The sequence below is a fragment of the Pseudomonas sp. ZS1P83 genome (assembly GCF_054897825.1).
Map to the genome: position 1 here is coordinate 5088138 of NZ_CM142706.1, position 25428 is coordinate 5113565.

Genomic DNA, 25428 nt, shown 5'->3' on the forward strand with positions numbered 1-25428 from the left:
AAGACGTTCGCACAGCACTCACTGAAACATCCGGCAAAACTGGTGCTGAGTATATCGATCAGGCCCAACAACCGTCGGGCCTTGCTCGCAATTATTGCTAAAAGTTACTCCAGCGCTTTCCAGATTTCCGTGGCGTACTCGCGAATCGTCCGGTCGGAGGAGAACCAGCCCATCCGGGAAGTGCTCAGCACCGCTGAGCGCCACCATTCCTGCGAATCGTGCCAATGGGCTTCAACCCGCATCTGCGCGTCCCAGTACGAGTCGAAATCGGCGCAGACCAGGAAGCGATCGTAGTCGATCAGCGAATCGATCAATCCTGCGTAACGGGACGGATCATCCGGCGAGAACACCCCGCCGCGTATCGCTTGCAGCACGTCATTCAAACGGTGGGAGGCCGCAATATCCGGCGTCGCATTGAACTCATGGTTCTGCTTGCGCGCTTCAACCTGCTGAGCGCTGAGGCCGAAGATGAACATGTGTTCGACGCCAATGCGTTCGCTCATTTCCACGTTGGCCCCGTCCAGGGTACCGATGGTCAGCGCACCGTTGAGGCCGAACTTCATGTTGCTGGTACCCGACGCCTCGAAGCCTGCGGTGGAAATCTGCTCCGACAAATCCGCTGCCGGGATAATGCTTTCCGCCAGACTGACGTTGTAGTTGGGCAAGAACACCACTTTCAGCAAACCGCGCACGGTCGGGTCGTTGTTCACCACCCGGGCAATGTCGTTGGTCAATTTGATGATCAGCTTGGCCTGGTGATAACTGGCCGCCGCCTTGCCGGCGAAGATCTTCACCCGCGGCACCCAATCGATTTCCGGCTCGGCGCGAATAGCCTGATACAGCGCGACGGTGTGCAACAGGTTGAGCAACTGACGTTTGTATTCGTGGATCCGTTTGACCTGAACGTCGAACATCGCTGCCGGGTTGACCGCGACCCCCAGTCGTTCGTGAATGATGTACGCCAGGGCTTTTTTGCTGTGCAGGCGCTGCTCGGCGAAGGCTTTGCGGAACGCAGGCTTCTCGGCGAACGGTTCCAGGTCGAGCAAACGCTCTTCGGGGTTGTCCAGCAGATCCGGGCCGAGCGCGTCGACCATCATCGAGGTCAGCTCCGGGTTGGCCTGGTAGAGCCAGCGGCGGAAGGTGATGCCGTTGGTCTTGTTGTTGATCCGGTCCGGGTAGAGGTTGTGCAGTTCGGAAAACACCGTTTTGCGCATCAGTTGCGTATGCAGGCCGGACACGCCGTTGACGCTGTGGGAACCGAGGAACGCGAGATTGCCCATGCGCACACGGCGGCCGTTGTCTTCCTCGATCAGCGACACCGCGCGCAGCACTTCAAAGTCGTGAATACCTTTGGCGCGCAGCGAATCGATGTGCTGGGCATTGATCAAATAAATGATCTGCATGTGTCGCGGCAACATCCGCTCCATCAAACCGACCGGCCAGGTTTCCAGCGCTTCCGGCAGCAGCGTGTGGTTGGTGTAGGACAGCGTGTCGACGGTGACTTGCCACGCCGCATCCCACGCGACGTCGTAAACGTCGACCAGCTGACGCATCAGCTCGGCCACAGCAATCGAGGGATGGGTGTCGTTGAGCTGGATCGCTGCATGATCGCCCAGGGTCAGAACCGAGGTGTGCATGTTGCGATGACGGCGCAGCAAGTCCTGCAAGGACGCGGCGACAAAGAAATACTCCTGACGCAGGCGCAATTCCTGGCCCGCTTCGGTGCTGTCCGCCGGGTAGAGCACCCGAGAAATACTTTCGGCCCGGGCAACTTCTGCCACGGCGCCCAAATGGTCACCGGCGTTGAAGCGTTCCAGGTGCAAATCTTCCATGGCCCGTGCGCGCCACAAGCGCAGCGTGTTGACGCTCGCCCCGCGCCAGCCGACGACCGGCGTGTCATAAGCAATCGCGCGAACGGTTTCCGCTGGCGTCCAGACTTGCCTGGACTTGCCGGTTTCGTTGGTGACCGTTTCAACACTGCCGCCGAAGCCGATCGGGTAAACGACCTCTGGCCGTTCGAACTCCCAAGGGTTGCCGAAATCCAGCCAGTGTTCGGTTTGCTCCTGCTGCCAGCCATCGACGATGGCCTGGCGGAACAAGCCGTGTTCGTAACGAATGCCGTAACCGTGGCCGGCAATGCCGAGTGTCGACATGCTTTCCATGAAGCATGCGGCCAGACGACCGAGGCCGCCGTTGCCCAGCGCTGCGTCGGGCTCCAGCAGACGGATGCGTTCAAGGTCGACGCCGAGCTCAGTCAGGGCCTCGCGGGCCACATCAAGCAGGCCGAGGTTGCTCAGGCTGTCGTAGAGCAGACGGCCGATAAGAAATTCGAGGGAGAGGTAGTAAACCCGCTTTTGACCTTTGCGGTAGATCTGCCGGGTGTGGTCCATCCAGTGCTCGACCATGTGATCGCGCGCCGCCAGGGCAATGGCTTCGAACCAGTCGTGGTCGAAGGCGTGATCCGGATCTTTACCCACCGCGTAGGTGAGTTTGGTCAAGACGGCGTCGCGAAATGCGGCCACCTCTGCTTCGCGAACAAGTGGTTCTTGAGTCATCGATAGGACCTCGGGCGAGCGTGAAGTTGTTGAGCCTAGACGGTCTGACAGGCCGTTGGAACTCTGGTTCGGCAGTTTTTCCCGTTAGTGTGAGATAGATCGACATTACCTTGTCGCGCACCGGAAAGAATGCAGGGGCCGTGCCGGGTTGCAGGTGTTATTGGGCGGCATACGAAAAAATCTGGCGAAAGGTTGTTCAAAAATCCACCAGTCCCGGTATGATCGCGCGCCCTGATGCACGCTGGTAACAACCGATGATGAAGTCCAACCTGATCGCCGCCGCGGAGATCGACCGCCTCGACACCTGGGCCAAGTACTCCGCCCCGATGTGCGGTTCGTGCGTTTCCAGCTGCTGCACCCTGCCGGTCGAGGTCAAGATCAAAGATCTGATCCGTATCGGCATCGTCGATGAATTCGAGCGCGGCGAGCCGCCGAAGAACATCGCCAAGCGTTTGCAGAAGGAAGGGATCGTCGAGCGTTACAACCAGAAGTCCGAGATCTTCACCCTTCAGCGCATGAGCAACAACGATTGCCTGTACCTGGATCGTAAGAGCCGTCTGTGCACTATTTATGAAAAGCGCCCGGATACTTGCCGCAATCATCCGAAAATCGGGCCTCGGCCAGGGTATTGCGCGTATAAGCCGAAAGAAGTGGCGCGTGAGACTAGCTCCCGCCGCATCCTCGAAAAGTTCTGATCCAGAATCTCGCTGCCGGATAGATCGCTTTCGCGGGCAAGCCTCGCTCCTACAAGGGAAACGCTAAACCCGTAGGAGCGAGGCTTGCCCGCGAAGGGTCCCTTACTAACACCACATATACCCCAGACAAACAAAAACGCCCCCGACCTTACGATCGGGGGCGTTTTTTTAGCTGCTAACTAAGTCGAAACTCAGTTACCGGCTTTCTTGGCAGCGCGGGTACGCTCGCTTTCGCCCAGGATCTTCTTGCGAAGACGGATGGACTTAGGAGTGACTTCGCACAATTCGTCTTCTTGAACGAATTCCAGAGCCTGCTCCAGGGTGAAGCGGATAGGCGGAACCAGAGCGATGGTTTCGTCTTTACCCGAAGCACGCATGTTGTCGAGCTTCTTGCCTTTGGTTGGGTTGACGCCCAGGTCGTTGTCGCGGCTGTTGATGCCGACGATTTGACCTTCGTACACGTCTTCACCGTGACCCAGGAACAATTTGCCGCGAGCTTGCAGGGTTTCCAGCGAGTAAGTCAGAGCCTTACCGGTAGCCACCGAAACCAGCACGCCGTTCTGACGGCCGGACATGTCGCCGGACTTCATCACGTCGTAACGGTCGAAGATCGAGGTCAGGATGCCTGCACCGGAGGTCAGGGTCAGGAACTCGTTACGGAAACCGATCAAGCCACGTGCCGGGATGTTGTACTCAAGGCGCACACGGCCCTTGCCATCCGGAACCATGTTGGTCAGGTCGCCTTTACGGATACCGATCTGTTCCATGATCGCGCCCTGGGATACTTCCGGCAGGTCGATGGTCACGTTTTCGTACGGTTCGTGCTTGACGCCGTCAACCATGCGGATGATCACTTCCGGACGACCAACACCCATTTCGAAGCCTTCGCGACGCATGGTTTCGATCAGTACCGAGAGGTGCAGCTCACCACGGCCGGAGACTTTGAACTTGTCGGCGGTGTCGCCCTCTTCAACGCGCAGAGCAACGTTGAACAGCAGTTCCTTGTCCAGACGTTCCTTGATGTTACGGCTGGTGACGAACTTGCCTTCTTTACCGCAGAAAGGTGAGTCGTTTACCTGGAAGGTCATGGAAACGGTTGGTTCGTCAACGGTCAGCGGCTTCATCGCTTCAACATTCAGTGGGTCGCACAGAGTGTCGGAGATGAACAGCTGGTCGAAGCCGCTGATGCAGACGATGTCGCCGGCAGCTGCTTCTTCAACGTCGATACGGTGCAGACCGTGGTGACCCATCAACTTCAGGATACGACCGTTACGCTTCTTGCCGTCAATGTCGATAGCCACAACTTGAGTGTTCGGCTTGACGCGACCACGAGCGATACGGCCAACGCCGATAACACCCAGGAAGCTGTTGTAGTCCAGAGCCGAGATTTGCATCTGGAACGGACCGTCACGGTCAACCTGTGGAGCAGGGACGTGGTCAACGATGGCCTGATACAGCGGGGTCATGTCTTCCGCCATGGCGGTGTGTTCCAGACCGGCAATGCCGTTCAAGGCCGAAGCGTAGACGACTTTGAAGTCCAGTTGTTCTTCGGTAGCACCCAAATTGTCGAACAGGTCGAAGATCTGATCCAGAACCCAGTCCGGACGCGCGCCTGGACGGTCAACCTTGTTGATCACCACGATTGGACGCAGGCCGGCTTCGAAAGCCTTCTTGGTCACGAAACGGGTTTGCGGCATAGGGCCGTCTTGAGCGTCAACCAGCAGCAGAACGGAGTCAACCATCGACATTACGCGTTCAACTTCGCCGCCGAAGTCGGCGTGGCCCGGGGTATCCACGATGTTGATGTGGTAGCCGTTCCAGTTGATGGCGGTGTTTTTCGCCAGAATGGTAATACCGCGCTCTTTCTCCTGGTCGTTGGAGTCCATCACGCGCTCGTCGTTGAGCTCGTTGCGCTCCAGGGTGCCGGATTGACGCAAGAGTTTGTCTACCAGGGTGGTCTTACCATGGTCAACGTGAGCAATGATGGCGATGTTGCGTAGATTTTCGATCACTTGTGTATCTCGATCAGAGGATTCGGTGTGCTGACAGGTCGTGGCAGCGATTAACAGTAGAGTCAGGCCTTGCCGTTACAGCTTGACGGCGGCGTCGGGGGGCCGGTGACGCAGGCCACAGGCATACAGCCCCGGGCTCTTAGCTCGGTCGATAAACGCGCACATTGGCATGCCCCTCACTGAGCAAATGGTGGGCATGCAGGCGACTCATCACGCCTTTGTCGCAATACAGCAGGTACTGGCGAGTAGGGTCCAGTTCCTTGAAACGAGCGTTCAATGCATAAAACGGCATCGCTTGTACCTCGATGCCAGCCAAGCCCAGCGGGTCATCTTCAGCGGCATCCGGGTGACGGATGTCGATAACGATCTGACCGGCCAGCGCTTCGCTGACTTCTTCAATCTGCAAGTCCTGGCCCAATTCGTCGATCACGCGATCGATCGGCACCAGCTTGGCGTTCTCGAGCGCACGCTCAAGCACTGCCATGTCGAACTGTTGTTCTTCGTACTCCACGCGCGGACGCTTGGCGTGGGTCTTGGGGTTCACCGAGATGACCCCGCAGTATTCCGGCATGTGCTTGGCGAAGTCGGCAGTACCGATTTCGTTGGCCAGGTCGATGATGTCCTGCTTGTGACTGGCGATCAGCGGACGCAAGACCAGCTTGTCGGTCACGCAGTCGATCACGGACAGGTTCGGCAGCGTCTGGCTCGACACCTGGGAAATCGCTTCGCCGGTAACCAGCGCATCGATGTCCAACCGATCGGCAATACGGGAAGCAGCGCGCAACATCATACGCTTCAAAACTACGCCCATATGACTGTTATCGACTTTACTGAGAATTTCTCCCAGTACTTCCTCGAACGGCACACTCACAAATAACACGCGTTGGGAGCTGCCGTACTTCTTCCAGATGAAGTGCGCGACTTCCATAACGCCCAGTTCATGGGCCCGTCCGCCCAGATTGAAAAAGCAAAAATGGCTCATCAGTCCGCGGCGCATGATCTGGTAAGCGGCGACGGTGGAATCGAAACCGCCAGACATCAGCACAAGTGTCTGTTCCAGGGCACCCAGCGGATAACCGCCGATGCTGTTGTGCTGGCTGTGGATCACAAACAACCGTTTGTCGCGAATTTCGATACGAACTTCGATTTCCGGGTCTTTCAGCGAGATTCCGGCGGCGCCGCACTGACGACGCAGTTGGCTGCCGACGTATTTCTCGACGTCCATTGAGCTGAATTCGTGCTTGCCGGCACGCTTGCAGCGCACCGAAAAAATCTTCCCGGCCAACGCCTCACCGAAGTGCTGCTTGCACTTGGCAACGATGTCGTCGAAGTCGCCCAGCGGGTATTCGTCGACCTGCAGGAAATGCGCGATGCCCGGCATGCAGCTCAGGCGCTCGGTCATCTCCTTCAGGGCTTTGGGCTCGCTGACGCGCGTTTCCAGCTCGAGATTGTCCCACACACCGTTTACCACCACAGCCGGGTCCAGATCGCGGAGCACGGTACGGATGTTTTTGGCCAACTGGCGGATGAAACGCATCCGTACCGGGCGGCTTTTGATGGTGATCTCGGGGAAGACTTTTACGATTAGTTTCATGAAAACAGCGCGCGCTGGGCCAGCCGAAAAAGGGGGGCGCGGATTATAGCGGAAATTGCTCAAGGTTTAACCAGTTAATGTGCAGAAGGTTTTGCGTGCACCAAAACAGGTCATTTGTTGAATTTAACGCTACATTACGGGGCGCCATTTCCAGGTCTGCGCTGCTTTGTTCCTTTAGTAAGCGTGATATTGGGGCATAAAACCCATGGTGGGGCACTGGCATGCAATTTGCTCCCTTGTGAGGCAGGTTGCCTTGGCAGAGTATTCGCGCCGGCATCACCCACATTCTAAGGGCATCCACTACTAAGCCCGAAGCCACCCGGAGGACACTATGTCGAAGTCGGTTCAACTCATCAAAGATCATGACGTCAAGTGGATTGATCTGCGCTTCACGGACACCAAAGGCACTCAGCACCACGTGACCATGCCGGCTCGCGACGCGCTGGATGAAGCTTTCTTCGAAGAAGGCAAAATGTTCGACGGCTCCTCCATTGCTGGCTGGAAAGGCATCGAAGCTTCCGACATGATCCTGATGCCGGACGACAGCACTGCCGTTCTCGACCCGTTCACCGAAGAGCCAACCCTGATCCTGGTTTGCGACGTGATCGAGCCGTCGACCATGCAAGGCTACGACCGTGACCCACGTGCGATCGCCAAGCGTGCCGAGGAATACCTGAAGTCGACCGGTATCGGTGACACCGTATTTGTGGGTCCAGAGCCTGAATTCTTCATCTTCGACGAAGTGAAGTTCAAGTCCGACATCTCCGGCTCCATGTTCAAGATCTACTCCGAACAAGGTTCGTGGATGTCCGACCAGGACGTGGAAGGCGGCAACAAAGGCCACCGTCCAGGCGTCAAAGGCGGCTACTTCCCGGTTCCGCCATTCGACCATGACCACGAAATCCGTACCTCCATGTGCAACGCCATGGAAGAAATGGGCCTGATCATCGAAGTTCACCACCACGAAGTGGCGACTGCCGGCCAGAACGAAATCGGTGTGAAGTTCAACACCCTGGTTGCCAAGGCTGATGAAGTTCAGACCCTGAAGTACTGCGTACACAACGTTGCTGATGCATACGGCCGCACCGCGACCTTCATGCCTAAGCCTCTGTACGGCGACAACGGTTCGGGTATGCACGTTCACCTGTCCATCGCCAAAGATGGCAAGAACACCTTCGCTGGCGAAGGCTATGCCGGCCTGTCCGACACCGCCCTGTACTTCATCGGCGGCATCATCAAGCACGGTAAGGCCCTGAACGGCTTCACCAACCCGTCGACCAACTCCTACAAGCGTCTGGTCCCAGGTTTCGAAGCGCCAGTCATGCTCGCCTACTCGGCTCGTAACCGTTCCGCTTCGATCCGTATTCCTTACGTGTCCAGCCCTCGCGCTCGCCGTATCGAAGCTCGCTTCCCGGATCCGGCTGCCAACCCGTACCTGGCCTTCTCTGCCCTGGTAATGGCCGGCCTGGACGGTATCCAGAACAAGATTCACCCTGGCGATGCTGCTGACAAAAACCTGTATGACCTGCCGCCTGAAGAGGCGAAAGAGATCCCACAAGTTTGCGGCAGTCTGAAAGAAGCCCTGGAAGAGCTGGACAAAGGTCGTGCGTTCCTGACCAAAGGCGGCGTTTTCAGCGACGACTTCATCGACGCTTACATCGCCCTGAAAAGCGAAGAAGAAATCAAAGTACGTACCTTCGTACACCCACTGGAATACGAGCTGTACTACAGCTGCTAATCCGGTAGCGCTGCGGCACGCGGCGTGACAAAAAGAGGCCTCCTTCGGGAGGCCTTTTTTGTGGGCGGTCGTTCCCCTGATCGCTCCCACGCTGTGCGTGGGAACGATCACTGTGCGAAAGTAATGGCGAAATGTTTACGGCTAGGACCAACCGCCGCCCCTGACCTATGCTGCAATCCAACGCTTTCGTTTCTGGTCGATTTTATGGGTCGTGGTTTTCTATTCATCTTGCTGCTGATCGCCCTGCCCGCCGCAGCGCAGATCTATAAGTACACCGATGCCGACGGCAACACCGCCTACAGCAATCAACCGCCCGACGGTGTTAACGCTCAACCGGTCGAATTGCCTCCGCTCAACAGTGTGGAAAGCCAGCCGCCGGGCGCACCTGCACCGCCTGCCGAAGCCAACGGCCGTGAGCAACCTCGCAGCGCCTACGAGGTACTGGAACTGACCGGCCTGCCCACCGAGGAGGCGTTACGCGCCAACAACGGCACTTTCACCGTCAGCGTACTGATCAAGCCACGCCTGCAAGGCCCGCATCTGTTGAGGTTGTTGCTGGATGACCAGCCCTACGGCCAACCGAGCAACGTTCCGATCCTGCAACTGGTGAACGTCGATCGCGGCGAACACAGCCTCGCTGTGCAGGTGATCGATGGGAAAAACCTGGTGCAGCAAAGTCCCGCCGTGACGTTCACCGTGCAACGGGTGCATAAGCCATGAGGGTGTGGCTGCTGATCACCTGCTTGATCGCCCTGCCGGTGACGGCCGAGGTTTTCACCTACGTCGACGCTCAGGGCAATCGGGTCTACACCGACCAGCCAGGGTCCGGCAACGCCAAGCGCGTGCCGCTGGCGACGAGCAATCGCATGTCCGCCAACCCAACCGGTGCTGCGCCGATGACAGCCCCGAAGAAAGCCGAAGCCAAACCGCTTTTCCACTACGACATGCTCCGCGTACTGGTGCCGGAACCAGATGCCACAGTGCGCAGCAGCGCTGGCGAGATTATTGTCAGCGTCACCAGCGAACCCGGCCTGCAACGGGGCCATCGCTACCGATTGCTACTGGACGGCCAACCCACTGCAGACCCCGGCCCAAGCCCGGTATTCGCCCTGAGCAACATCGATCGCGGCAGCCATAACCTCTCTGTGGAAATCCTCGACGAGCAGGGCCGCATCGTTGAGCGCACAGCCAACCAGCCGTTCCACCTGCTGCGCATCTCCCTCGCGCAGAAGCGCCAGGTCAAACCCTGCGCCCTCGCCGATTACGGCCAACGGCCAGAATGCCCGCTCAAAGACAAACCCATCGAGCCAAAAAATACCTTCCTGCGTTTCTTCTAACGCCGCTCCGCTTTACGCACTATATTGGTGCAATAGGCTGCACCGTACCCACATCCCAACCCATATTGGTTCAAAAGTACCCGCCAAAACCGGCAGAACGCCACGCAAGCGAGCGTCAAACGCCCGTTTCAGGCCTTAAACGCTTCTTTTCGGAGCCTTGGTTTGGTTTTTGCATTTTCCTTGTATCAGCGCTTGATTCTTGCGCACGCTCCGCTCCAAAAGAGGTCCTGATGACCATTAGCGACGCACTACACCGCTTGCTACTCGACAACCTGACCACCGCAACCATTCTGCTCGACGCCGAACTGCGCCTCGAGTACATGAACCCGGCAGCGGAGATGCTCCTGGCCATCAGCGGTCAGCGCAGCCATGGGCAGTTCATCAGCGAGCTGTTCACCGAATCCACCGAGGCGCTGAACTCCCTGCGCCAGGCGGTCGAGCAGGCCCACCCGTTCACCAAGCGCGAAGCGATGCTCACCGCCCTTACCGGCCAGACCCTGACCGTCGATTATGCGGTCACGCCGATTCTCGCCAACGGCGCCACCATGCTGCTGCTGGAAGTCCACCCACGCGACCGCTTGCTGCGCATCACCAAGGAAGAAGCGCAGCTGTCGAAGCAGGAAACCAGCAAGATGCTGGTGCGCGGCCTCGCTCACGAAATCAAGAATCCTCTTGGCGGAATACGCGGCGCGGCGCAATTGCTCGCTCGCGAACTGCCAGAAGAAAGCCTGCGCGACTACACCAACGTGATCATTGAAGAGGCCGACCGCCTGCGCAATCTGGTCGATCGCATGCTCGGCTCCAACAAATTGCCGTCGCTGGCGATGTGCAACGTCCACGAAGTGCTCGAACGCGTCTGTCATCTGGTGGAAGCCGAAAGTCAGGGCTGCATCACGTTAGTGCGCGACTACGACCCCAGCATTCCAGACGTGTTGATCGACCGCGAACAAATGATTCAGGCCGTGCTGAACATTGTGCGCAATGCGATGCAAGCCATCAGCAGCCAGAACGAGCTGCGCCTTGGCCGCATCAGCCTGCGTACCCGCGCCATGCGCCAGTTCACCATCGGCCACGTGCGCCATCGCCTGGTGACCAAGATCGAAATCATCGACAACGGCCCGGGCATTCCCGCGGGGTTGCAGGAAACCATCTTCTTTCCCATGGTCAGCGGCCGTCCGGACGGTACCGGTCTGGGCCTGGCCATAACCCAGAACATCATCAGCCAGCACCAGGGCCTGATCGAATGTGACAGCCATCCAGGCCACACCACCTTCTCGATCTTTCTGCCACTGGAACAAGGAGCCACATCGACATGAGCCGTAGTGAAACCGTGTGGATCGTCGATGACGACCGTTCTATCCGTTGGGTCCTGGAAAAAGCCTTGCAGCAAGAAGGCATGACCACACAAAGCTTCGACAGCGCCGATGGCGTGATGAGCCGCCTGGCGCGCCAGCAGCCGGACGTGATCATCTCCGACATCCGCATGCCGGGTGCCAGCGGTCTGGACCTTCTGGCGCGGATTCGCGAACAACACCCACGGCTGCCGGTCATCATCATGACCGCTCACTCCGATCTGGACAGCGCTGTCGCATCCTATCAGGGCGGCGCGTTTGAATACCTGCCCAAGCCGTTCGACGTTGATGAAGCAGTTTCTTTGGTCAAGCGCGCCAACCAGCACGCTCAGGAACAGCAAGGCCTGGAAGTCCCGGTTGCCCTGACCCGCACCCCGGAAATCATCGGTGAAGCGCCGGCAATGCAGGAAGTGTTTCGCGCCATCGGGCGCTTGAGCCACTCCAACATCACCGTGCTGATCAACGGCGAATCCGGTACCGGTAAAGAGCTCGTGGCCCATGCTCTGCACCGTCATAGCCCGCGCGCGGCTTCGCCGTTCATTGCGCTGAACATGGCGGCGATCCCGAAAGACCTGATGGAATCCGAGCTGTTCGGCCATGAGAAAGGCGCATTCACTGGCGCGGCCAACCTGCGTCGCGGGCGCTTTGAACAGGCCGACGGCGGTACGCTGTTCCTCGATGAAATCGGCGACATGCCGGCAGATACCCAAACTCGTTTGCTGCGGGTATTGGCCGATGGCGAGTTCTACCGCGTCGGCGGTCATGTGCCGGTGAAGGTCGATGTGCGAATCATCGCCGCGACTCACCAGAATCTGGAAACCCTGGTGCACGCCGGGAAGTTCCGTGAGGACTTGTTCCACCGCCTCAACGTGATCCGCATCCATATTCCACGGCTGTCGGACCGCCGCGAAGATATCCCGACCCTGGCCAAGCACTTCCTCAGCCGCGCCGCGCAAGAACTGGCGGTGGAACCCAAGCTGCTGAAAAGTGAAACCGAGGAATACCTGAAGAACCTGCCGTGGGGCGGGAACGTGCGTCAGCTGGAGAACACCTGCCGCTGGATCACGGTGATGGCTTCGGGTCGCGAAGTGCACATCAGCGACCTGCCGCCGGAGCTGCTGAACCTGCCGCAGGATTCAGCGCCGGTGACCAACTGGGAGCAAGCGCTGCGCCAGTGGGCTGATCAGGCGCTGGCCCGTGGTCAGTCGAACCTGCTCGACAGCGCCGTGCCGGCCTTCGAGCGGATCATGATCGAGACCGCTCTCAAACACACCGCCGGCCGCCGCCGCGATGCCGCCGTTTTGCTGGGCTGGGGGCGTAATACCCTGACTCGCAAGATCAAGGAATTGGGGATGAAGGTTGATGGTGGGGATGATGATGAGGGGGAAGAGGGTTAATCCTTAAGCCGATCGTTCCCACGCTCTGCGTCACTAGTGTCCGGTAAACATGCTTCATAGTTGAAGGCTGCCTTGGGCAGCCTTCAACTTTTCTCGCTCCTGCCTTCGTCGATCCCTCAATACTGGGGTTCCGGGCCGTTCAAACAGGACATGAACTATGCGAACCGTCAGTTCGAACAACGAGCCGGTAAATCCTGAGCGACGATGGAGTATTTGCAGTAACAGATAGCTGATCAAGGCACTGTAAATCTGCAAACGCACCGCATTTTCGGAGTAGGCATAAAAGCGTTTGAGCTTCAGATGTTGTTTGATCCACTTGAAAAATAGCTCGATCTGCCAACGATCTTTGTACAAGGACGCGATTTCTTCAGCTGTCCTCGTGAAGTCGTTGGTCACCAGAACTAACGGCGTCGCATGCCCCTCGCGCTCAACCACGACGCGTCTTACCGACTTTTCCCAATAGTCGTTCAGGCGTTTGCCGGCCAAATGCTTTTTGCCAAACTGGACGACTTCATCGGTCATGACCGAGCTTTGCTCAGTCACGGTCGAGTGCTCATGCAGCACTTTGATATTGGCGTTTTTCTTCAGGCGGGTGACGAAAAAAGCACCTTTGGTCTGCAACTCGTGCCACCAGTTGTAATCGCAGTAGCCCTTGTCGAAAACATACGTCATGCCGGTCTGGATCGGCATTTCCAGTGCATCGCTCAGGTCGTTGACGTTGGCAGGCGTAATGTTCACGTACACCGGGGCCAGCTGCGCCAGATCCAGCCCGACATGCACTTTGAGGCCTTGGGTGATGCGGGTTTTCGTCGCGGCTGTCCAGCCATCGAAGTGAGGTCCGCGCAAGGTGATCGACGTGGAGTCAATCAGGCTAACCATGGCCCCGACCTCCTTGCGCTGCTGGCGGCTGACGGCGCTCATCAGGTACCCACAAAGGTCCTGTAATGGCCGGTAGTCACGCTTGTTCAAGGCATCGGACATTGTCGAGCGGGCAATAGGGCCGGCATTAAGATGGTAGCTATGCGGGCCGAAATTTTCGGAGATAGTCGCCAAGGATCGCAGGCTTGAGGCTCGGGTCAAATGGCCGCTGATCAGTGTCACCAGCAATTGCCAGGTCGTGCAGCGTTTGACGTAGCGATCAGCTTGGTGTGTTTCGATGGATTGCTGGAAAAACTGGCGCGGGATCGCACTGAGTAGTTGGCTTAAACGGGTGCTGGAAAACATAAGTCAAAATCGAGTCTGAAAAAACCGATTATGCCTCACAGCCGCCAACAGCAAGAGGGAGCAAGCTCCCCCCTCGTTTTTTACCGGACACTAGTGACGCTCTGCGTGGGAATGCAGCCCGGGACGCTCGCGTCCCTGCCGAAGCGGACGCAGAGCGTCCATTGAGGCGTTCCCACGCGGGAGCGTGGGAACGATCATCGCCCCTCCGTGCACCGCCGCAATGCACCGTGAACCGCAATCGCGCACGGTATCTACTCTAAAATCCTCGATTCATCCGCAACAAAATTCGAACAGAAAAAACACGAAAGCCCTGAATCACGGGGCTTTCAGCGCTTCAAAACGACTTTCTGTTTCCTTTTGTTAAAACCTGGCACGCCCCCTGCAGCAGTCCATTCAGTGATTCAGTTCACTATCCAGTTTTGGGGCCCTTGATACAGGCAGGTCAGGGGTTCCTTCTTTACACCGGGCTCACGACGCAATGCGCGGAGCCCTGCCGTTTTGGGGACCTTGGTACAGGCAGGCCGGGGATTCCCTCTTTTATTGCTCTCGGAGATGGATCTCCAGCCGCCAGCGGTCATCGACCTCGCTACCGGCCCACTCACCCTGCAATGGCCGGGCCGCCACCACCGTCAGCAATAACCCTCCATCACTCAAACGCACACGCCAGTTCACGCTCTTGTCGTTGATTTTGAGCTGACCTTTCTGCGCCTTGCCTTCAGCCTCAAACAGCAGCGCGAGGCTACCGTCGACGAACTCGCCGTGAGTCTTGGGTTCGTTGTTGAACCACACCACCAGCCCATCGTTCGTCACCTCCACTTGCTGCAATTCGCTGGGGTCGGGGGTGGTCAGGCGACCGATCATCAGCCCCACCATCACCCCGACAATCGCCAGCGAAGCCATCACTCGCGGGAATAGCTTCGAACGCCGGTCCGCTTCAGGCGTAGAATGCCGCTCATCTTTACCTTCGGAGCCGTGCATGTTTCACGTCATCCTTTTTCAACCAGAAATTCCGCCGAATACCGGCAACGTTATCAGGCTGTGCGCCAACAGTGGCTGCCACCTGCATTTGATCGAACCGCTGGGCTTCGAGATGGACGACAAGCGCCTGCGCCGGGCCGGCCTCGATTACCACGAGTATGCCACCCTGCAACGCCACGCAGACCTCGCCAGCTGTCTGGAAAGCCTCGGTCATCCTCGGCTGTTCGCCTTCACCACCAAGGGCTCGCGGCCGTTCCACGATGCCAGCTTCGCCGAGGGCGATGCCTTCCTGTTCGGCCCGGAAAGCCGTGGTTTGCCGGCGGAAGTACTCGATGCATTGCCCGGTGAACAGCGCCTGCGCCTGCCGATGCGTGAAGGCTGCCGCAGCCTGAACCTGTCAAACACCGTGGCGGTTGCCGTCTACGAAGGCTGGCGCCAGCTCGGCTTCAAGTAACCTCGTGACCTGATCGTTCCCACGCTCTGCGTGGGAACGATCACCGCAGCGCAGCCCACCGCTTCCTGTTGCCCATGAAAAAAGCGCCTGTTACGGCGCTTTTTTCGTTACTGCATAGAACGCTTATTGCACTGTCGAGGTTTCGCCCGCAGCCTGCATGCGTTGCAGTTCCTGTGCGTACAGCGCGTCGAAGTTCACCGGAGCCAGCATCAGGGCCGGGAACGAACCGCGGGTCACCAGGCTGTCCAGGGTCTCGCGAGCGTACGGGAACAGGATGTTCGGGCAGAACGCGCCGAGGGTGTGGCTCATCGAAGCGTCATCGAGGTTTTTGATCAGAAAGATCCCGGCCTGTTGCACTTCAGCAATGAACGCCACTTCGTCGCCGTTCTTCACGGTGACGGACAGGGTCAGCACGACTTCGTGGAAGTCACCTTCGAGGGCCTTTTGACGAGTGTTCAGATCCAGACCGACGCTCGGTTCCCACTGCTGGCGGAAGATCGCCGGGCTTTTCGGGGCTTCGAAGGACAAGTCACGTACGTAGATGCGCTGCAAGGAGAATTGCGGTGCGGTTTCTTCTTCGCTAGCTGCAGTGTTCTGTTGGTCAGTCATCTCAGATCCTTTCTGATCTTGGGGTCTTATAGGGAAGGCATTCAGGCCTTGAGCATGGCGTCGAGCTTGCCGGCGCGCTCCAGGGCAAACAAATCATCACAGCCACCAATGTGGCGCTCGCCGATCCAGATCTGCGGCACGGACGTACGTCCGGCCTTCTGAGCCATGGCGGCACGCACCTGCGGCTTGCCATCGACTTTGATCTCTTCGAAGGCCACACCTTTGTTCTCGAGCAGGTACTTGGCTCGCGAGCAGTAAGGGCAGTAATCGCTGGAATAGACGACGACGTTGCTCATATCACTTCACCAGCGGCAGGTTGTCACCCTTCCAGCTGGAAATACCGCCGGAGAGCTTGGCGGCGGTGAAGCCGGATTTCATCAGTTCGCGGGCATGAGTGCCGGCAGTCTGGCCCATGGCATCGACCAGGATGATGGTCTTGGCCTTGTGCTTTTCCAGTTCGCCGACGCGAGCGGTCAGTTTGTCGTGAGGAATGTTCAACGCGCCAACGATGTGACCGGCGGCGAAATCCTTGGTCGGACGAATGTCGATCACCACGCCTGCGTCTTTGTTGACCAGTCCGGTCAGTTCACCGGTGCTCAGGCTACGACCGCCACCTTTCATCTCATGGGCAATCAACAGAGCCAGCAGAACAACGAAAATACCGGCCAGCAAATAGTGGGTAGTGGCAAATGCAATCAGGTGATCAAGCATTTAAGGTGGTTCCAGGGCGTTAAAAGTGGGCCAGTATACACAGCCCATATGGTGCGCCAAACCCCGTCCGGCGGTGACGTGGATTGAACTTGCCTTTAAACTGCCACTCCCTTTTCCATCGCCCTCTTTTAACTCAGCCACGAGTGGAATCCATGACTACCACGCCTAAACCTTTGGTCCTGATTATTCTCGACGGCTTCGGTCACAGTGAGAGCCCTGAATCCAATGCCATCTATGCGGCCAAGAAGCCCGTACTGGACCGCCTGACCGCTACCGCGCCAAACGGCCTGATCTCGGGCAGCGGCATGGACGTCGGTCTGCCGGATGGCCAGATGGGCAACTCCGAAGTCGGCCACATGAACCTCGGCGCCGGCCGCGTGGTGTATCAGGACTTCACGCGTGTGACCAAATCGATCCGCGATGGCGAGTTTTTCGAAAACCCGACTATCTGCGCCGCTGTGGATAAAGCCGTCGCTGCCGGCAAAGCCGTGCACTTCATGGGGCTGCTGTCCGATGGCGGCGTTCACAGCCACCAGGATCACCTGGTTGCCATGGCCGAACTGGCTTTCAAGCGCGGCGCCGAAAAAATCTATCTGCACGCCTTCCTTGATGGCCGCGACACACCGCCGAAAAGCGCTCAGTCGTCCATCGAACTGCTGGATGCTGCGTTCCAGGCACTCGGCAAAGGTCGGATCGCCAGCATTGTCGGCCGTTACTTTGCCATGGACCGCGACAACCGTTGGGACCGCGTGTCCCAGGGCTACAACCTGATTGTCGAAGGCCGCGGCGAATTCAACGCCGCCACCGCTCAGGAAGGCCTGCAAGCCGCGTACGAACGTGGCGAGAGCGACGAGTTCGTCAAAGCCACCTCGATCGGTGAGCCGGTGAAAGTCGAAGACGGCGACGCGGTGGTGTTCATGAACTTCCGCGCCGACCGCGCCCGTGAACTGACCCGCGTGTTCGTTGAAGACGATTTCAAGGAATTCGAACGTGCCCGCCAGCCAAAACTGGCCGGTTTCGTCATGCTGACCCAATACGCCGCCAGCATTCCCGCGCCATCGGCCTTCGCTGCGGGCAGCCTGGACAACGTACTGGGCGACTACCTGGCGAAAAACGGCAAGACCCAGTTGCGCATCGCCGAAACCGAGAAGTATGCCCACGTGACCTTCTTCTTCTCCGGTGGCCGCGAAGAACCGTTCCCGGGCGAAGAGCGCATCCTGATCCCGTCGCCGAAAGTCGCCACCTATGACTTGCAGCCGGAAATGAGTGCGCCGGAAGTCACCGACCGCATCGTCGAGGCTATCGAAAACCAGCGTTACGACGTGATCGTGGTCAACTACGCCAACGGCGACATGGTCGGCCACAGCGGCGTGTTCGACGCAGCCGTCAAAGCCGTTGAATGCCTGGACCTGTGCGTCGGCCGTATCGTCGAGGCCCTGGAAAAAGTCGGCGGCGAAGCGCTGATCACTGCCGACCACGGCAACGTCGAGCAAATGGCCGACGAGTCCACCGGCCAGGCGCATACCGCCCACACTACCGAGCCGGTGCCGTTCATTTATGTCGGCAAGCGTGACTTCAAGGTTCGCGACGGCGGTGTGCTGGCGGATGTGGCCCCGACCATGCTGATGTTGATGGGGCTTGAGAAACCTGCCGAAATGACTGGCACTTCGATATTGGTCTGATGGCAAAAGCGCCCGATAAATAGCCCGAAACGGCTTTTTATGACGAACGCCTCAAAGCAGTTGCCTTTGAGGCGTTTTTTTTGCAGCGCTTGGCGGGCATACTAGGCCGTCCCTTTCCCTGGTGTCGCCCGCCTCTATGCTTCGCGTCCTGATAGCCCTTGCTCTGACATGCCTGCTCCAACCGGCCTTTGCTGACGAGCGCGCGCAAACCCAACAACAGTTGGACGCCACGCGTCAGGACATTGCCGAGCTGAAAAAACTGCTGGGCAAGCTTCAGGAGGAAAAATCCGGTGTGCAAAAAGACCTCAAAGGCACCGAAACCGAGATGGGCAAGCTTGAGAAGCAGGTCGAAGCCCTGCAAAAAGAGCTGAAGAAAAGCGAATCCGAGCTGCAGCGACTCGATGCCGAGAAAAAAAAACTTCAGAGCGCGCGCATTGAACAGCAACGACTGATCGCCATTCAAGCCCGCGCGGCCTATCAAAACGGCCGCCAGGAGTACTTGAAGCTGCTGCTCAACCAGCAGAATCCGGAAAAGTTCGCCCGCACCCTCACCTATTACAACTACCTGAGCCAGGCCCGCCTGGAGCAGCTGAAGAATTTCAACGAAACCCTGCGCCAACTGGCCAATGTCGAAAAAGACATCGCCCTGCAACAGGCGCAATTGCTGGTGCAGAAAAGCAGCCTCGACAGCCAGCGCGACGAACTCGACAAAGTCCGCAAGGAGCGCCAGCAAGTCCTGGCCAAGCTCAGCGACGACGTGAAGGCCCGCGATCAGAAGCTGGCAGCCCGCGAGCAGGATCAGGCAGACCTGTCTAAAGTCCTTAAAACCATTGAAGAAACCTTGGCCCGTCAGGCCCGTGAGGCAGAGGAAGCGCGGCAAAAAGCGCTGATCGCCCAGCAGGAAGCCGAAAAAAAGCGTTTACGTGAGGCGCAGGCTGAAGCAGACGCAGACGCCACTGACGCCCCACGCAAACCCGTTAAATCGACGCCCGGCGCTCTGGTATCAAGTTCAGGCGAGACCTTTGGTGGCCCTTTCGCTTCAAGCCGGGGAAAACTTCCTTGGCCGGTTGATGGTCGACTGCTGGCACGCTTTGGCGAAACCCGTGGCGATGATGCCCGCACCAAGTGGGACGGCGTGATGATCAGCGCCTCCGCCGGCAGCCAGGTGCACGCCGTGCATGGCGGTCGCGTGGTGTTCGCCGACTGGTTGCGTGGCGCCGGGCTGCTGGTAATTCTCGACCATGGCAACGGTTTTTTGAGTCTTTATGGTCACAACCAGACGCTGCTCAAGTCTGCGGGTGACGTGGTAAAAGCCGGTGAGTCCATCTCCACTGTGGGTAGCAGTGGCGGGCAGGACACACCCGCGCTGTATTTCGCTATTCGTCAGCAGGGTCACCCGAGTGATCCGGCGCAATGGTGTCGTGCGCAAGGATAAGTACGCCATCTACTTCAGGAGTTCGTTCGACATGCTGCATTTGTCCCGCCTTACCTCGCTGGCCCTGACGATCGCCCTGGTGATTGGCGCGCCTCTGGCGTTCGCCGCTCAACCTGCTCCGGCAGTCGCGCCTGCGGGCACTGCTGCGACCACCAAGGCGCCATTGCCGCTGGAAGAGTTGCGCACTTTCGCCGAGGTCATGGACCGGATCAAGGCTGCCTATGTCGAGCCGGTGGACGACAAGACCCTGCTGGAAAACGCCATCAAAGGCATGCTCAGCAACCTCGACCCACACTCCGCGTACCTGGGCCCGGAAGACTTCGCTGAGTTGCAGGAAAGCACCAGCGGCGAATTCGGCGGCCTGGGCATCGAAGTTGGCGCCGAAGACGGTTTCATCAAGGTCGTGTCACCGATCGATGACACCCCGGCCTCCAAGGCTGGCATTCAGGCCGGCGACTTTATCGTCAAGATCAACGGCCAGCCTACCCGCGGCCAGAGCATGACCGAAGCCGTGGACAAGATGCGCGGCAAGATCGGCCAGAAAATCACCCTGACCCTGGTACGCGACGGCGGTACGCCGTTCGACGTGACACTGACCCGCGCCATCATTCAAGTGAAGAGCGTGAAGAGCCAGCTGCTGGAGTCCGGCTACGGCTACATCCGCATCACCCAGTTCCAGGTCAAGACCGGTGACGAAGTCTCCAAAGCCCTAGCCAAGTTGCGCAAGGACAACGGCAAGAAGCTCAAAGGCATCATCCTCGACCTGCGTAACAACCCGGGCGGCGTGCTGCAAGCAGCGGTGGAAGTGGTCGACCACTTCATCACCAAGGGCCTGATCGTTTACACCAAGGGCCGTATCGCCAACTCCGAATTGCGCTTCTCCGCCACCGGCAAAGACGAAAGCGAAGCCGTGCCAATGGTCGCACTGATCAACGGCGGCAGCGCCTCGGCATCGGAAATTGTTGCCGGCGCCTTGCAGGATCAGAAACGCGCGGTAGTCATGGGCACCACCAGTTTCGGCAAAGGCTCGGTACAAACCGTCCTGCCGCTGAACAACGAACGCGCACTGAAGATCACCACGGCGCTGTATTACACGCCGAACGGTCGCTCGATCCAGGCTCAGGGCATCGTCCCGGACATCGAAGTGCGCAAAGCCAAGATCACCAACGAGCAAGACGGCGAGTACTTCAAGGAAGCCGATCTGCAAGGTCACCTGAACAATGGCAACGGCGGCGCCGACAAACCGACTTCCAGCAGCAAAGCCAAGGCAATGCCGCAGGATGATGATTACCAACTGGCCCAGGCCTTGAGCCTGCTCAAAGGGTTGAGCATCACCTCCGGCCGCTGAGATGCAGCTGCGGTTCATCCTAGGTTTGCTGTGCGGTCTGATGGGTGTTGCTCATGCAGCGCCCGTCGCGACGGCGCCTCAAAAGGCCTATCTAAGTCTGATCATCGATGACCTGGGGCAAAACCTGCCCCGGGATCGTCGCGTGCTGGCCCTGCCCGGCCCCGTAACCACGGCGATCATGCCCGACACACCCCACGCCACCGAATTCGCCCGCGAGGCCCATCGCGCCGGCAAGATCGTCATCCTGCACATGCCCATGGACCCGGCCACCGGCCCGTTCGCCTGGCACCCCGACTTGCCCATCGATGAGCTTGAGAAACGCCTGAACGCAGCATTCAAGGTCGTGCCCTATACCGCTGGCATCAACAACCACATGGGCAGTCGCATGACGGCTCAGCAACCGGCCATGTTCTGGCTGATGGCGGACTTGCAGCGGCGCCACAAATTCTTTGTCGACAGCCGCACCAGCGCGCAGACCGTCGCGGCGGCCGAGGCGCAGAAAATCGGGTTGGCAAGCGTTTCGCGGGATGTGTTTCTGGATGATGAGCGCACTGAAGCGGCGATCTTTACGCAGCTACAGACGGCTATCAGCCTGGCGCGCAAGCAGGGTTCGGCGGTGATGATCGGGCATCCGTATCCGCAGACTCTCGCAGTGCTTGAACGCGAACTGCCGAAGCTGAAGGCCCAGGGCATCGAGTTGATCGACATCAAGCAGATGATCAGCGTACGCAGCAATCGCGCCACGGCTGCGCATGGCAAAGACGGCCTCTATCGGTAATACCCTGTCACCAGGCCATACATAGTTACCGCCAGACGCCCGCTCCCCTTCCGGATATTGAGACCTGCAGCAGGTCGCGGCTCCCGCTGAGCCGCTTTTCAATGATCAGGAATAAAAATACCCATAACGATGTCCCGGCCTCTTCGAACTGCGCTTCTCCGCCACCGGCAAAGACGAAAGCACAACGAACGCGCACTGAAGATCACCACGGCGCTGTATTACACTCCGAACGGCCGCTCGATCCTGGCTCAGGGCATCATCCCGGACATCGAAGTGCGCAAGGCCAAGATCACCAGCCCATGGCAATGACGGGACCTATCGACAAACAGTAGAGCCGTGCTCTGCGCTTCAAGCAGTACCACAATGATTAGTTAATGAAAACATTCACAATAGCTAACAACTGTAATCCCTCTTTAGAACAACATTAAACTAATCTACGCCAGTCTTGAATTTTTACTGACGCCAAGGACTGGCCATGACTAAATTAAAACGTGCACTGACAATTGCTGCACTTACAACAACCTGCACTGCATTCGCCAACCCCATTGACTACGGGGACGGTGCAGAAAACTTTTCATATCCTGATTATTTGAAAAACAAAGATGGAAAATTCAACTACTGGAAGGGTATCGGAAAGCTTTCAGGCCCTCTCGGTAATTGCACGACCTTTGTAATCGACACTCATAGCAAGCTGGACTCAGATCCGGTCTATGCACTGACCAGCGCTCATTGCTTGAACAAGAAAAATGGCGTGATCGATATAGATAAACCGATAGAAGGCACCATTACCTTCAACTATTTCGATGACACCACAGACGCCTACAAAAACTTTCCTGTGAAAAAAGTCGTCTGGAGCAGCATTCAAGGTATCGATCTGGGCATTCTCGAGCTGGATACCACTCAAGGAGAACTAAAGGCAGCCGGGGTAGCCCCGCTTAAACTGGCAAGCGAAGCACCTGCGGAAGACACCGATATTCTTATAGTCAACGCGGCAAGCGGCTATCCACTAAAGGCTGCAGCTTGTACACATCACTCGTCCTCGGCTTTGTTCGAAAAACCCTGGGTGTGGCGCCACAGCGTTCGGAACCAGTGCAAAGGCATCGTCGGAGGCAGTTCCGGCAGCCCTGTTCTGATCAGGGCAACCAATGAGGTATATGCCGTGCTGGGCACTCGGGCGAAGGATGTAACACGCCTGCCGGGCTATGACTATGTAGAAAGTAGTAACTACGGTAGTCCAACAGCGATACTCAACGACTGTTTTTCCGATGGCAGAATCAATACTGACCCTAACACTTGCCAACTTTATCCAACCGCGTCCCTGCAATTACCTTCAGACATTATCCAGTATGCAAAAATCGCTATCGGAACAGATGGAAAGCCACTTATGCCGACGTGGAACTTTCCGATCAATGTCAGCACTCGCTACTATCGATACAAGCAAACGTACATTCCACTCGATTGCGAAAAACCAGACGGTTACAGCCCATCCATTGACGGCATCAACGCCTTTGTTAACTTACCGATGGGACCGCAACCCGGACTTAACAATCTGTGCATTATCGGGACGGACAGCCTCGACAATACACTGTCTGCGGGAACTTACAGAAATGCAGTGACCGTTCCAACCTATCTTCATGCCGCTGTCCCGACACCCGCTCCCGAACTCGGTTTTTTCTTTGACAAGAAAGTGAATAGGGTCTCGATCGAATGGCCAGTGAGAAAAAACGAAGGTATCGATCTTTACCAACGAAAATATGGAAAACCGGAGCAAACTAACTGCGACGATCCGCAGGGCTACACGGATGTAACCTTTAACATGTCGCGCGGGGAAAGGGATATGCCTCTGAAGGTTTGCACCTACGCTCACGATACAAACAAACAACGTTCGGCAGTGCGCGAATACATCCTGGAGTGGGAGGCGCTTACAGATACCGCGCCATGATCTCGTCGACCACGCCATCTTCGCGCAGTTGATCCAGCGCAGCCTGCAGCTTGGCAACGGTTTCGTCCGGCACGTCCTTGTTCAGCGCCAAGTAAAGCTCGGCGCTGTTGAAGCGCAGCACGGTCTTGAGACCGGTCACCCCGTCCTGGCGCGCCAGATAGCGCCCGGCCGGGTCGCCGGTGGCCCACAGGTCAATCTGGCCGTTGACCAGTTTCTTCGCGTTGTCCTGATCCCGCAGCACGACTATCGGGTTCAATCCCTGCTTGGCCAACGTTTCGGCAATCGCATCGCCCTTATAGGCACCAATCTTGTATTGGCGCGCCTGCTCCAGTGACTCCAGGTTGATCTTGCTATCAGCCTTGGCCAGCATGATCCAGTCATCCGGGCCGATCGGGCCGACCCACTTGAACAGGTTCTCGCGGTCCGGCAACCGTGCCATCACAAATACGCCGTAACCGGGTTTCTCGAGGGCGATCTTGTAGATTCGCTCCCAGGGGAAACGCAGCGTCAGGCTATAAGTGATGTTGGCGCGTTTGAACATCTCGCGGACGATGTCCACGGCGATGCCGTTGATGTTCTCGTCCTGAGCGAAGTTCTTGCCGTTCTTCGCCATGTTGTACGGTGGGAAGTTTTCAGTCAGCAACACCAGATCGGTGTCGGGATTTTCTGCGGCATGCGCCCCATTGACGAGCAATAGGGAAGCGCTGGCGAGGGCAAGAAGAAGGCGTCTAAGCATGTCTGGCTACCGAGATCCATGGCGTACCCAAGAGTGCCTTGAGCCCGCCATGATGTCCACTGGCCTGTATCGGTTTGTTTAGCGCATCACGATGCCGCGATGAGCCATGTAGGCCTTGGCTTCCTGCACGGTGTATTCGCCAAAGTGGAAAATACTCGCCGCCAATACCGCGCTGGCGTGGCCTTCGAGTATGCCGTCGGCCAAATGTTGCAAATTGCCGACGCCGCCCGAAGCAATCACCGGAATACCCAACGCATCGCTGATGGCGCGGGTAACGCCCAGGTCGAAGCCGTTTTTCATGCCGTCCTGGTCCATGCTGGTCAGCAGGATTTCACCGGCACCCAGGTTTTCCATTTTCTTCGCCCATTCAACAGCGTCGAGACCGGTAGGTTTGCGGCCGCCGTGGGTGAAGATTTCCCAGCGCGGGGTTTCGCCCGGGCCGGAGACCTTCTTGGCGTCGATGGCGACGACGATGCACTGCGAACCGAAATGCTGCGCCGCTTCGCCCACGAATTCCGGGTTGAACACCGCTGCGGTATTAATCGAGACCTTGTCCGCACCAGCGTTGAGCAGGTTGCGAATGTCCTGCACGGTACGTACGCCACCGCCCACGGTCAGCGGGATGAAGACCTGGCTGGCCATGCGCTCGACGGTGTGCAGCGTGGTGTCGCGGCCATCGACGCTGGCGGTGATGTCGAGAAAGGTAATCTCGTCGGCACCCTGTTCGTCATAGCGACGGGCGATTTCTACCGGATCGCCGGCGTCGCGGATGTTCTCGAACTTCACACCTTTAACAACCCGGCCGTTATCCACGTCCAGGCAAGGGATGATGCGTTTGGCCAGCGCCATGG

The 25428-nt window shown here is 58.0% G+C and carries 22 protein-coding genes and 1 pseudogene; 13 read left to right on the plus strand and 10 right to left on the minus strand.

Going from position 1 to position 25428, the window contains the following annotated elements:
* Positions 1–104: 104 nt before the first annotated feature.
* Positions 105–2555, minus strand: a complete 2451-nt coding sequence (locus ACYZT0_RS23870) for a glycogen/starch/alpha-glucan phosphorylase (protein ID WP_462043274.1) — start codon at positions 2553–2555, stop codon at positions 105–107.
* A gap of 254 nt (positions 2556–2809) precedes the next feature.
* Here ACYZT0_RS23870 and ACYZT0_RS23875 point away from each other — a divergent pair, with 254 nt between their 5' ends.
* Positions 2810–3250 carry a YkgJ family cysteine cluster protein gene (locus tag ACYZT0_RS23875; RefSeq protein ID WP_462043275.1) on the plus strand — a complete coding sequence of 147 codons (441 nt, stop codon included), beginning with the start codon at positions 2810–2812 and terminating at the stop codon, positions 3248–3250.
* 191 nt (positions 3251–3441) lie between these two features.
* Here ACYZT0_RS23875 and typA read toward each other — a convergent pair whose 3' ends face one another.
* A complete protein-coding gene (typA, locus tag ACYZT0_RS23880; protein ID WP_449642782.1) occupies positions 3442–5262 on the minus strand; it encodes a translational GTPase TypA in 1821 nt (606 codons plus the stop codon).
* A gap of 139 nt (positions 5263–5401) precedes the next feature.
* Positions 5402–6856 carry a tRNA uracil 4-sulfurtransferase ThiI gene (gene thiI / locus ACYZT0_RS23885; RefSeq protein ID WP_462043276.1) on the minus strand — a complete coding sequence of 485 codons (1455 nt, stop codon included), beginning with the start codon at positions 6854–6856 and terminating at the stop codon, positions 5402–5404.
* Positions 6857–7187: 331 nt separating this feature from the next.
* On the opposite strand from thiI, the gene glnA reads away from it, so the two are divergent.
* From glnA to ntrC, 5 genes are all read left to right on the plus strand, one after another.
* Complete coding sequence (gene glnA / locus ACYZT0_RS23890; RefSeq protein WP_462043277.1) at positions 7188–8594, plus strand: glutamate--ammonia ligase; 1407 nt, start codon at positions 7188–7190, stop codon at positions 8592–8594.
* Between the two features lie 204 nt (positions 8595–8798).
* On the plus strand, positions 8799–9314 hold the full coding sequence (locus ACYZT0_RS23895) for a DUF4124 domain-containing protein (protein ID WP_462043278.1): 516 nt from the start codon (positions 8799–8801) through the stop codon (positions 9312–9314).
* A complete protein-coding gene (locus ACYZT0_RS23900) occupies positions 9311–9931 on the plus strand; it encodes a DUF4124 domain-containing protein (protein ID WP_462043279.1) in 621 nt (206 codons plus the stop codon). Before ACYZT0_RS23895 ends, ACYZT0_RS23900 begins: the two co-directional genes overlap by 4 nt.
* Positions 9932–10161: 230 nt before the next feature.
* The gene (gene glnL, locus ACYZT0_RS23905) at positions 10162–11247 is read left to right on the plus strand and encodes a nitrogen regulation protein NR(II) (protein ID WP_462043280.1); all 1086 of its coding nucleotides are present in this window, start codon (positions 10162–10164) and stop codon (positions 11245–11247) included.
* Entirely contained in the window at positions 11244–12680 is a 1437-nt protein-coding gene (ntrC, locus tag ACYZT0_RS23910; protein ID WP_462043281.1) for a nitrogen regulation protein NR(I), read from the plus strand. The genes glnL and ntrC overlap by 4 nt, the downstream gene beginning before the upstream one ends.
* Positions 12681–12734: 54 nt before the next feature.
* Here ntrC and ACYZT0_RS23915 read toward each other — a convergent pair whose 3' ends face one another.
* Together ACYZT0_RS23915 and ACYZT0_RS23920 are read right to left on the minus strand one after the other, a co-directional pair.
* Positions 12735–13904, minus strand: coding sequence for an IS4 family transposase (locus tag ACYZT0_RS23915; RefSeq protein ID WP_462041955.1), 1170 nt, complete (start codon positions 13902–13904; stop codon positions 12735–12737).
* A gap of 537 nt (positions 13905–14441) precedes the next feature.
* Positions 14442–14882: a hypothetical protein gene (locus ACYZT0_RS23920; RefSeq protein WP_462043282.1), complete on the minus strand. Its 441-nt coding sequence runs from the start codon at positions 14880–14882 to the stop codon at positions 14442–14444.
* Between ACYZT0_RS23920 and ACYZT0_RS23925 the strand changes: the two genes are divergently transcribed.
* Complete coding sequence (locus tag ACYZT0_RS23925) at positions 14881–15336, plus strand: tRNA (cytidine(34)-2'-O)-methyltransferase (RefSeq protein WP_007949025.1); 456 nt, start codon at positions 14881–14883, stop codon at positions 15334–15336. The genes ACYZT0_RS23920 and ACYZT0_RS23925 overlap by 2 nt on opposite strands.
* A gap of 123 nt (positions 15337–15459) precedes the next feature.
* On the opposite strand, the gene secB is transcribed toward ACYZT0_RS23925, so the two are convergent.
* Genes secB through ACYZT0_RS23940 form a run of 3 tightly spaced genes read right to left on the minus strand, consistent with a single transcriptional unit; the run spans position 15460 to position 16656 of the window.
* On the minus strand, positions 15460–15945 hold the full coding sequence (gene secB / locus ACYZT0_RS23930; RefSeq protein ID WP_462043283.1) for a protein-export chaperone SecB: 486 nt from the start codon (positions 15943–15945) through the stop codon (positions 15460–15462).
* Positions 15946–15986: 41 nt separating this feature from the next.
* Entirely contained in the window at positions 15987–16241 is a 255-nt protein-coding gene (gene grxC / locus ACYZT0_RS23935; RefSeq protein WP_010464569.1) for a glutaredoxin 3, read from the minus strand.
* Between the two features lies 1 nt (position 16242).
* Positions 16243–16656, minus strand: coding sequence for a rhodanese-like domain-containing protein (locus ACYZT0_RS23940; protein ID WP_462043284.1), 414 nt, complete (start codon positions 16654–16656; stop codon positions 16243–16245).
* 152 nt (positions 16657–16808) lie between these two features.
* Here ACYZT0_RS23940 and gpmI point away from each other — a divergent pair, with 152 nt between their 5' ends.
* The 6 genes and pseudogenes from gpmI to ACYZT0_RS23970 all read left to right on the plus strand — a co-directional run bounded on the left by gpmI (position 16809) and on the right by ACYZT0_RS23970 (position 23841).
* Positions 16809–18338, plus strand: a complete 1530-nt coding sequence (gene gpmI / locus ACYZT0_RS23945; RefSeq protein ID WP_462043285.1) for a 2,3-bisphosphoglycerate-independent phosphoglycerate mutase — start codon at positions 16809–16811, stop codon at positions 18336–18338.
* 136 nt (positions 18339–18474) lie between these two features.
* Positions 18475–19773 (plus strand): murein hydrolase activator EnvC family protein, encoded by a 1299-nt coding sequence (locus tag ACYZT0_RS23950; RefSeq protein WP_462043286.1) that lies wholly within the window; start codon positions 18475–18477, stop codon positions 19771–19773.
* A gap of 31 nt (positions 19774–19804) precedes the next feature.
* Positions 19805–21121, plus strand: coding sequence for a S41 family peptidase (locus tag ACYZT0_RS23955; RefSeq protein WP_462043287.1), 1317 nt, complete (start codon positions 19805–19807; stop codon positions 21119–21121).
* Position 21122: 1 nt separating this feature from the next.
* Positions 21123–21899, plus strand: a complete 777-nt coding sequence (locus ACYZT0_RS23960) for a divergent polysaccharide deacetylase family protein (protein WP_462043288.1) — start codon at positions 21123–21125, stop codon at positions 21897–21899.
* A gap of 180 nt (positions 21900–22079) precedes the next feature.
* Positions 22080–22193 (plus strand): annotated as a pseudogene (locus ACYZT0_RS23965) (S41 family peptidase); the annotation flags it as partial.
* A 181-nt stretch (positions 22194–22374) separates the two neighbouring features.
* Positions 22375–23841 carry a trypsin-like peptidase domain-containing protein gene (locus tag ACYZT0_RS23970; protein WP_462043289.1) on the plus strand — a complete coding sequence of 489 codons (1467 nt, stop codon included), beginning with the start codon at positions 22375–22377 and terminating at the stop codon, positions 23839–23841.
* Here the strand turns inward: ACYZT0_RS23970 and ACYZT0_RS23975 are convergent.
* The gene (locus ACYZT0_RS23975; protein WP_462043290.1) at positions 23822–24577 is read right to left on the minus strand and encodes a substrate-binding periplasmic protein; all 756 of its coding nucleotides are present in this window, start codon (positions 24575–24577) and stop codon (positions 23822–23824) included. The two genes, ACYZT0_RS23970 and ACYZT0_RS23975, sit on opposite strands and share 20 nt — an antisense overlap.
* Before the next feature lie 78 nt (positions 24578–24655).
* A complete protein-coding gene (gene hisF / locus ACYZT0_RS23980) occupies positions 24656–25426 on the minus strand; it encodes an imidazole glycerol phosphate synthase subunit HisF (RefSeq protein WP_462046629.1) in 771 nt (256 codons plus the stop codon).
* Positions 25427–25428: the final 2 nt, after the last annotated feature.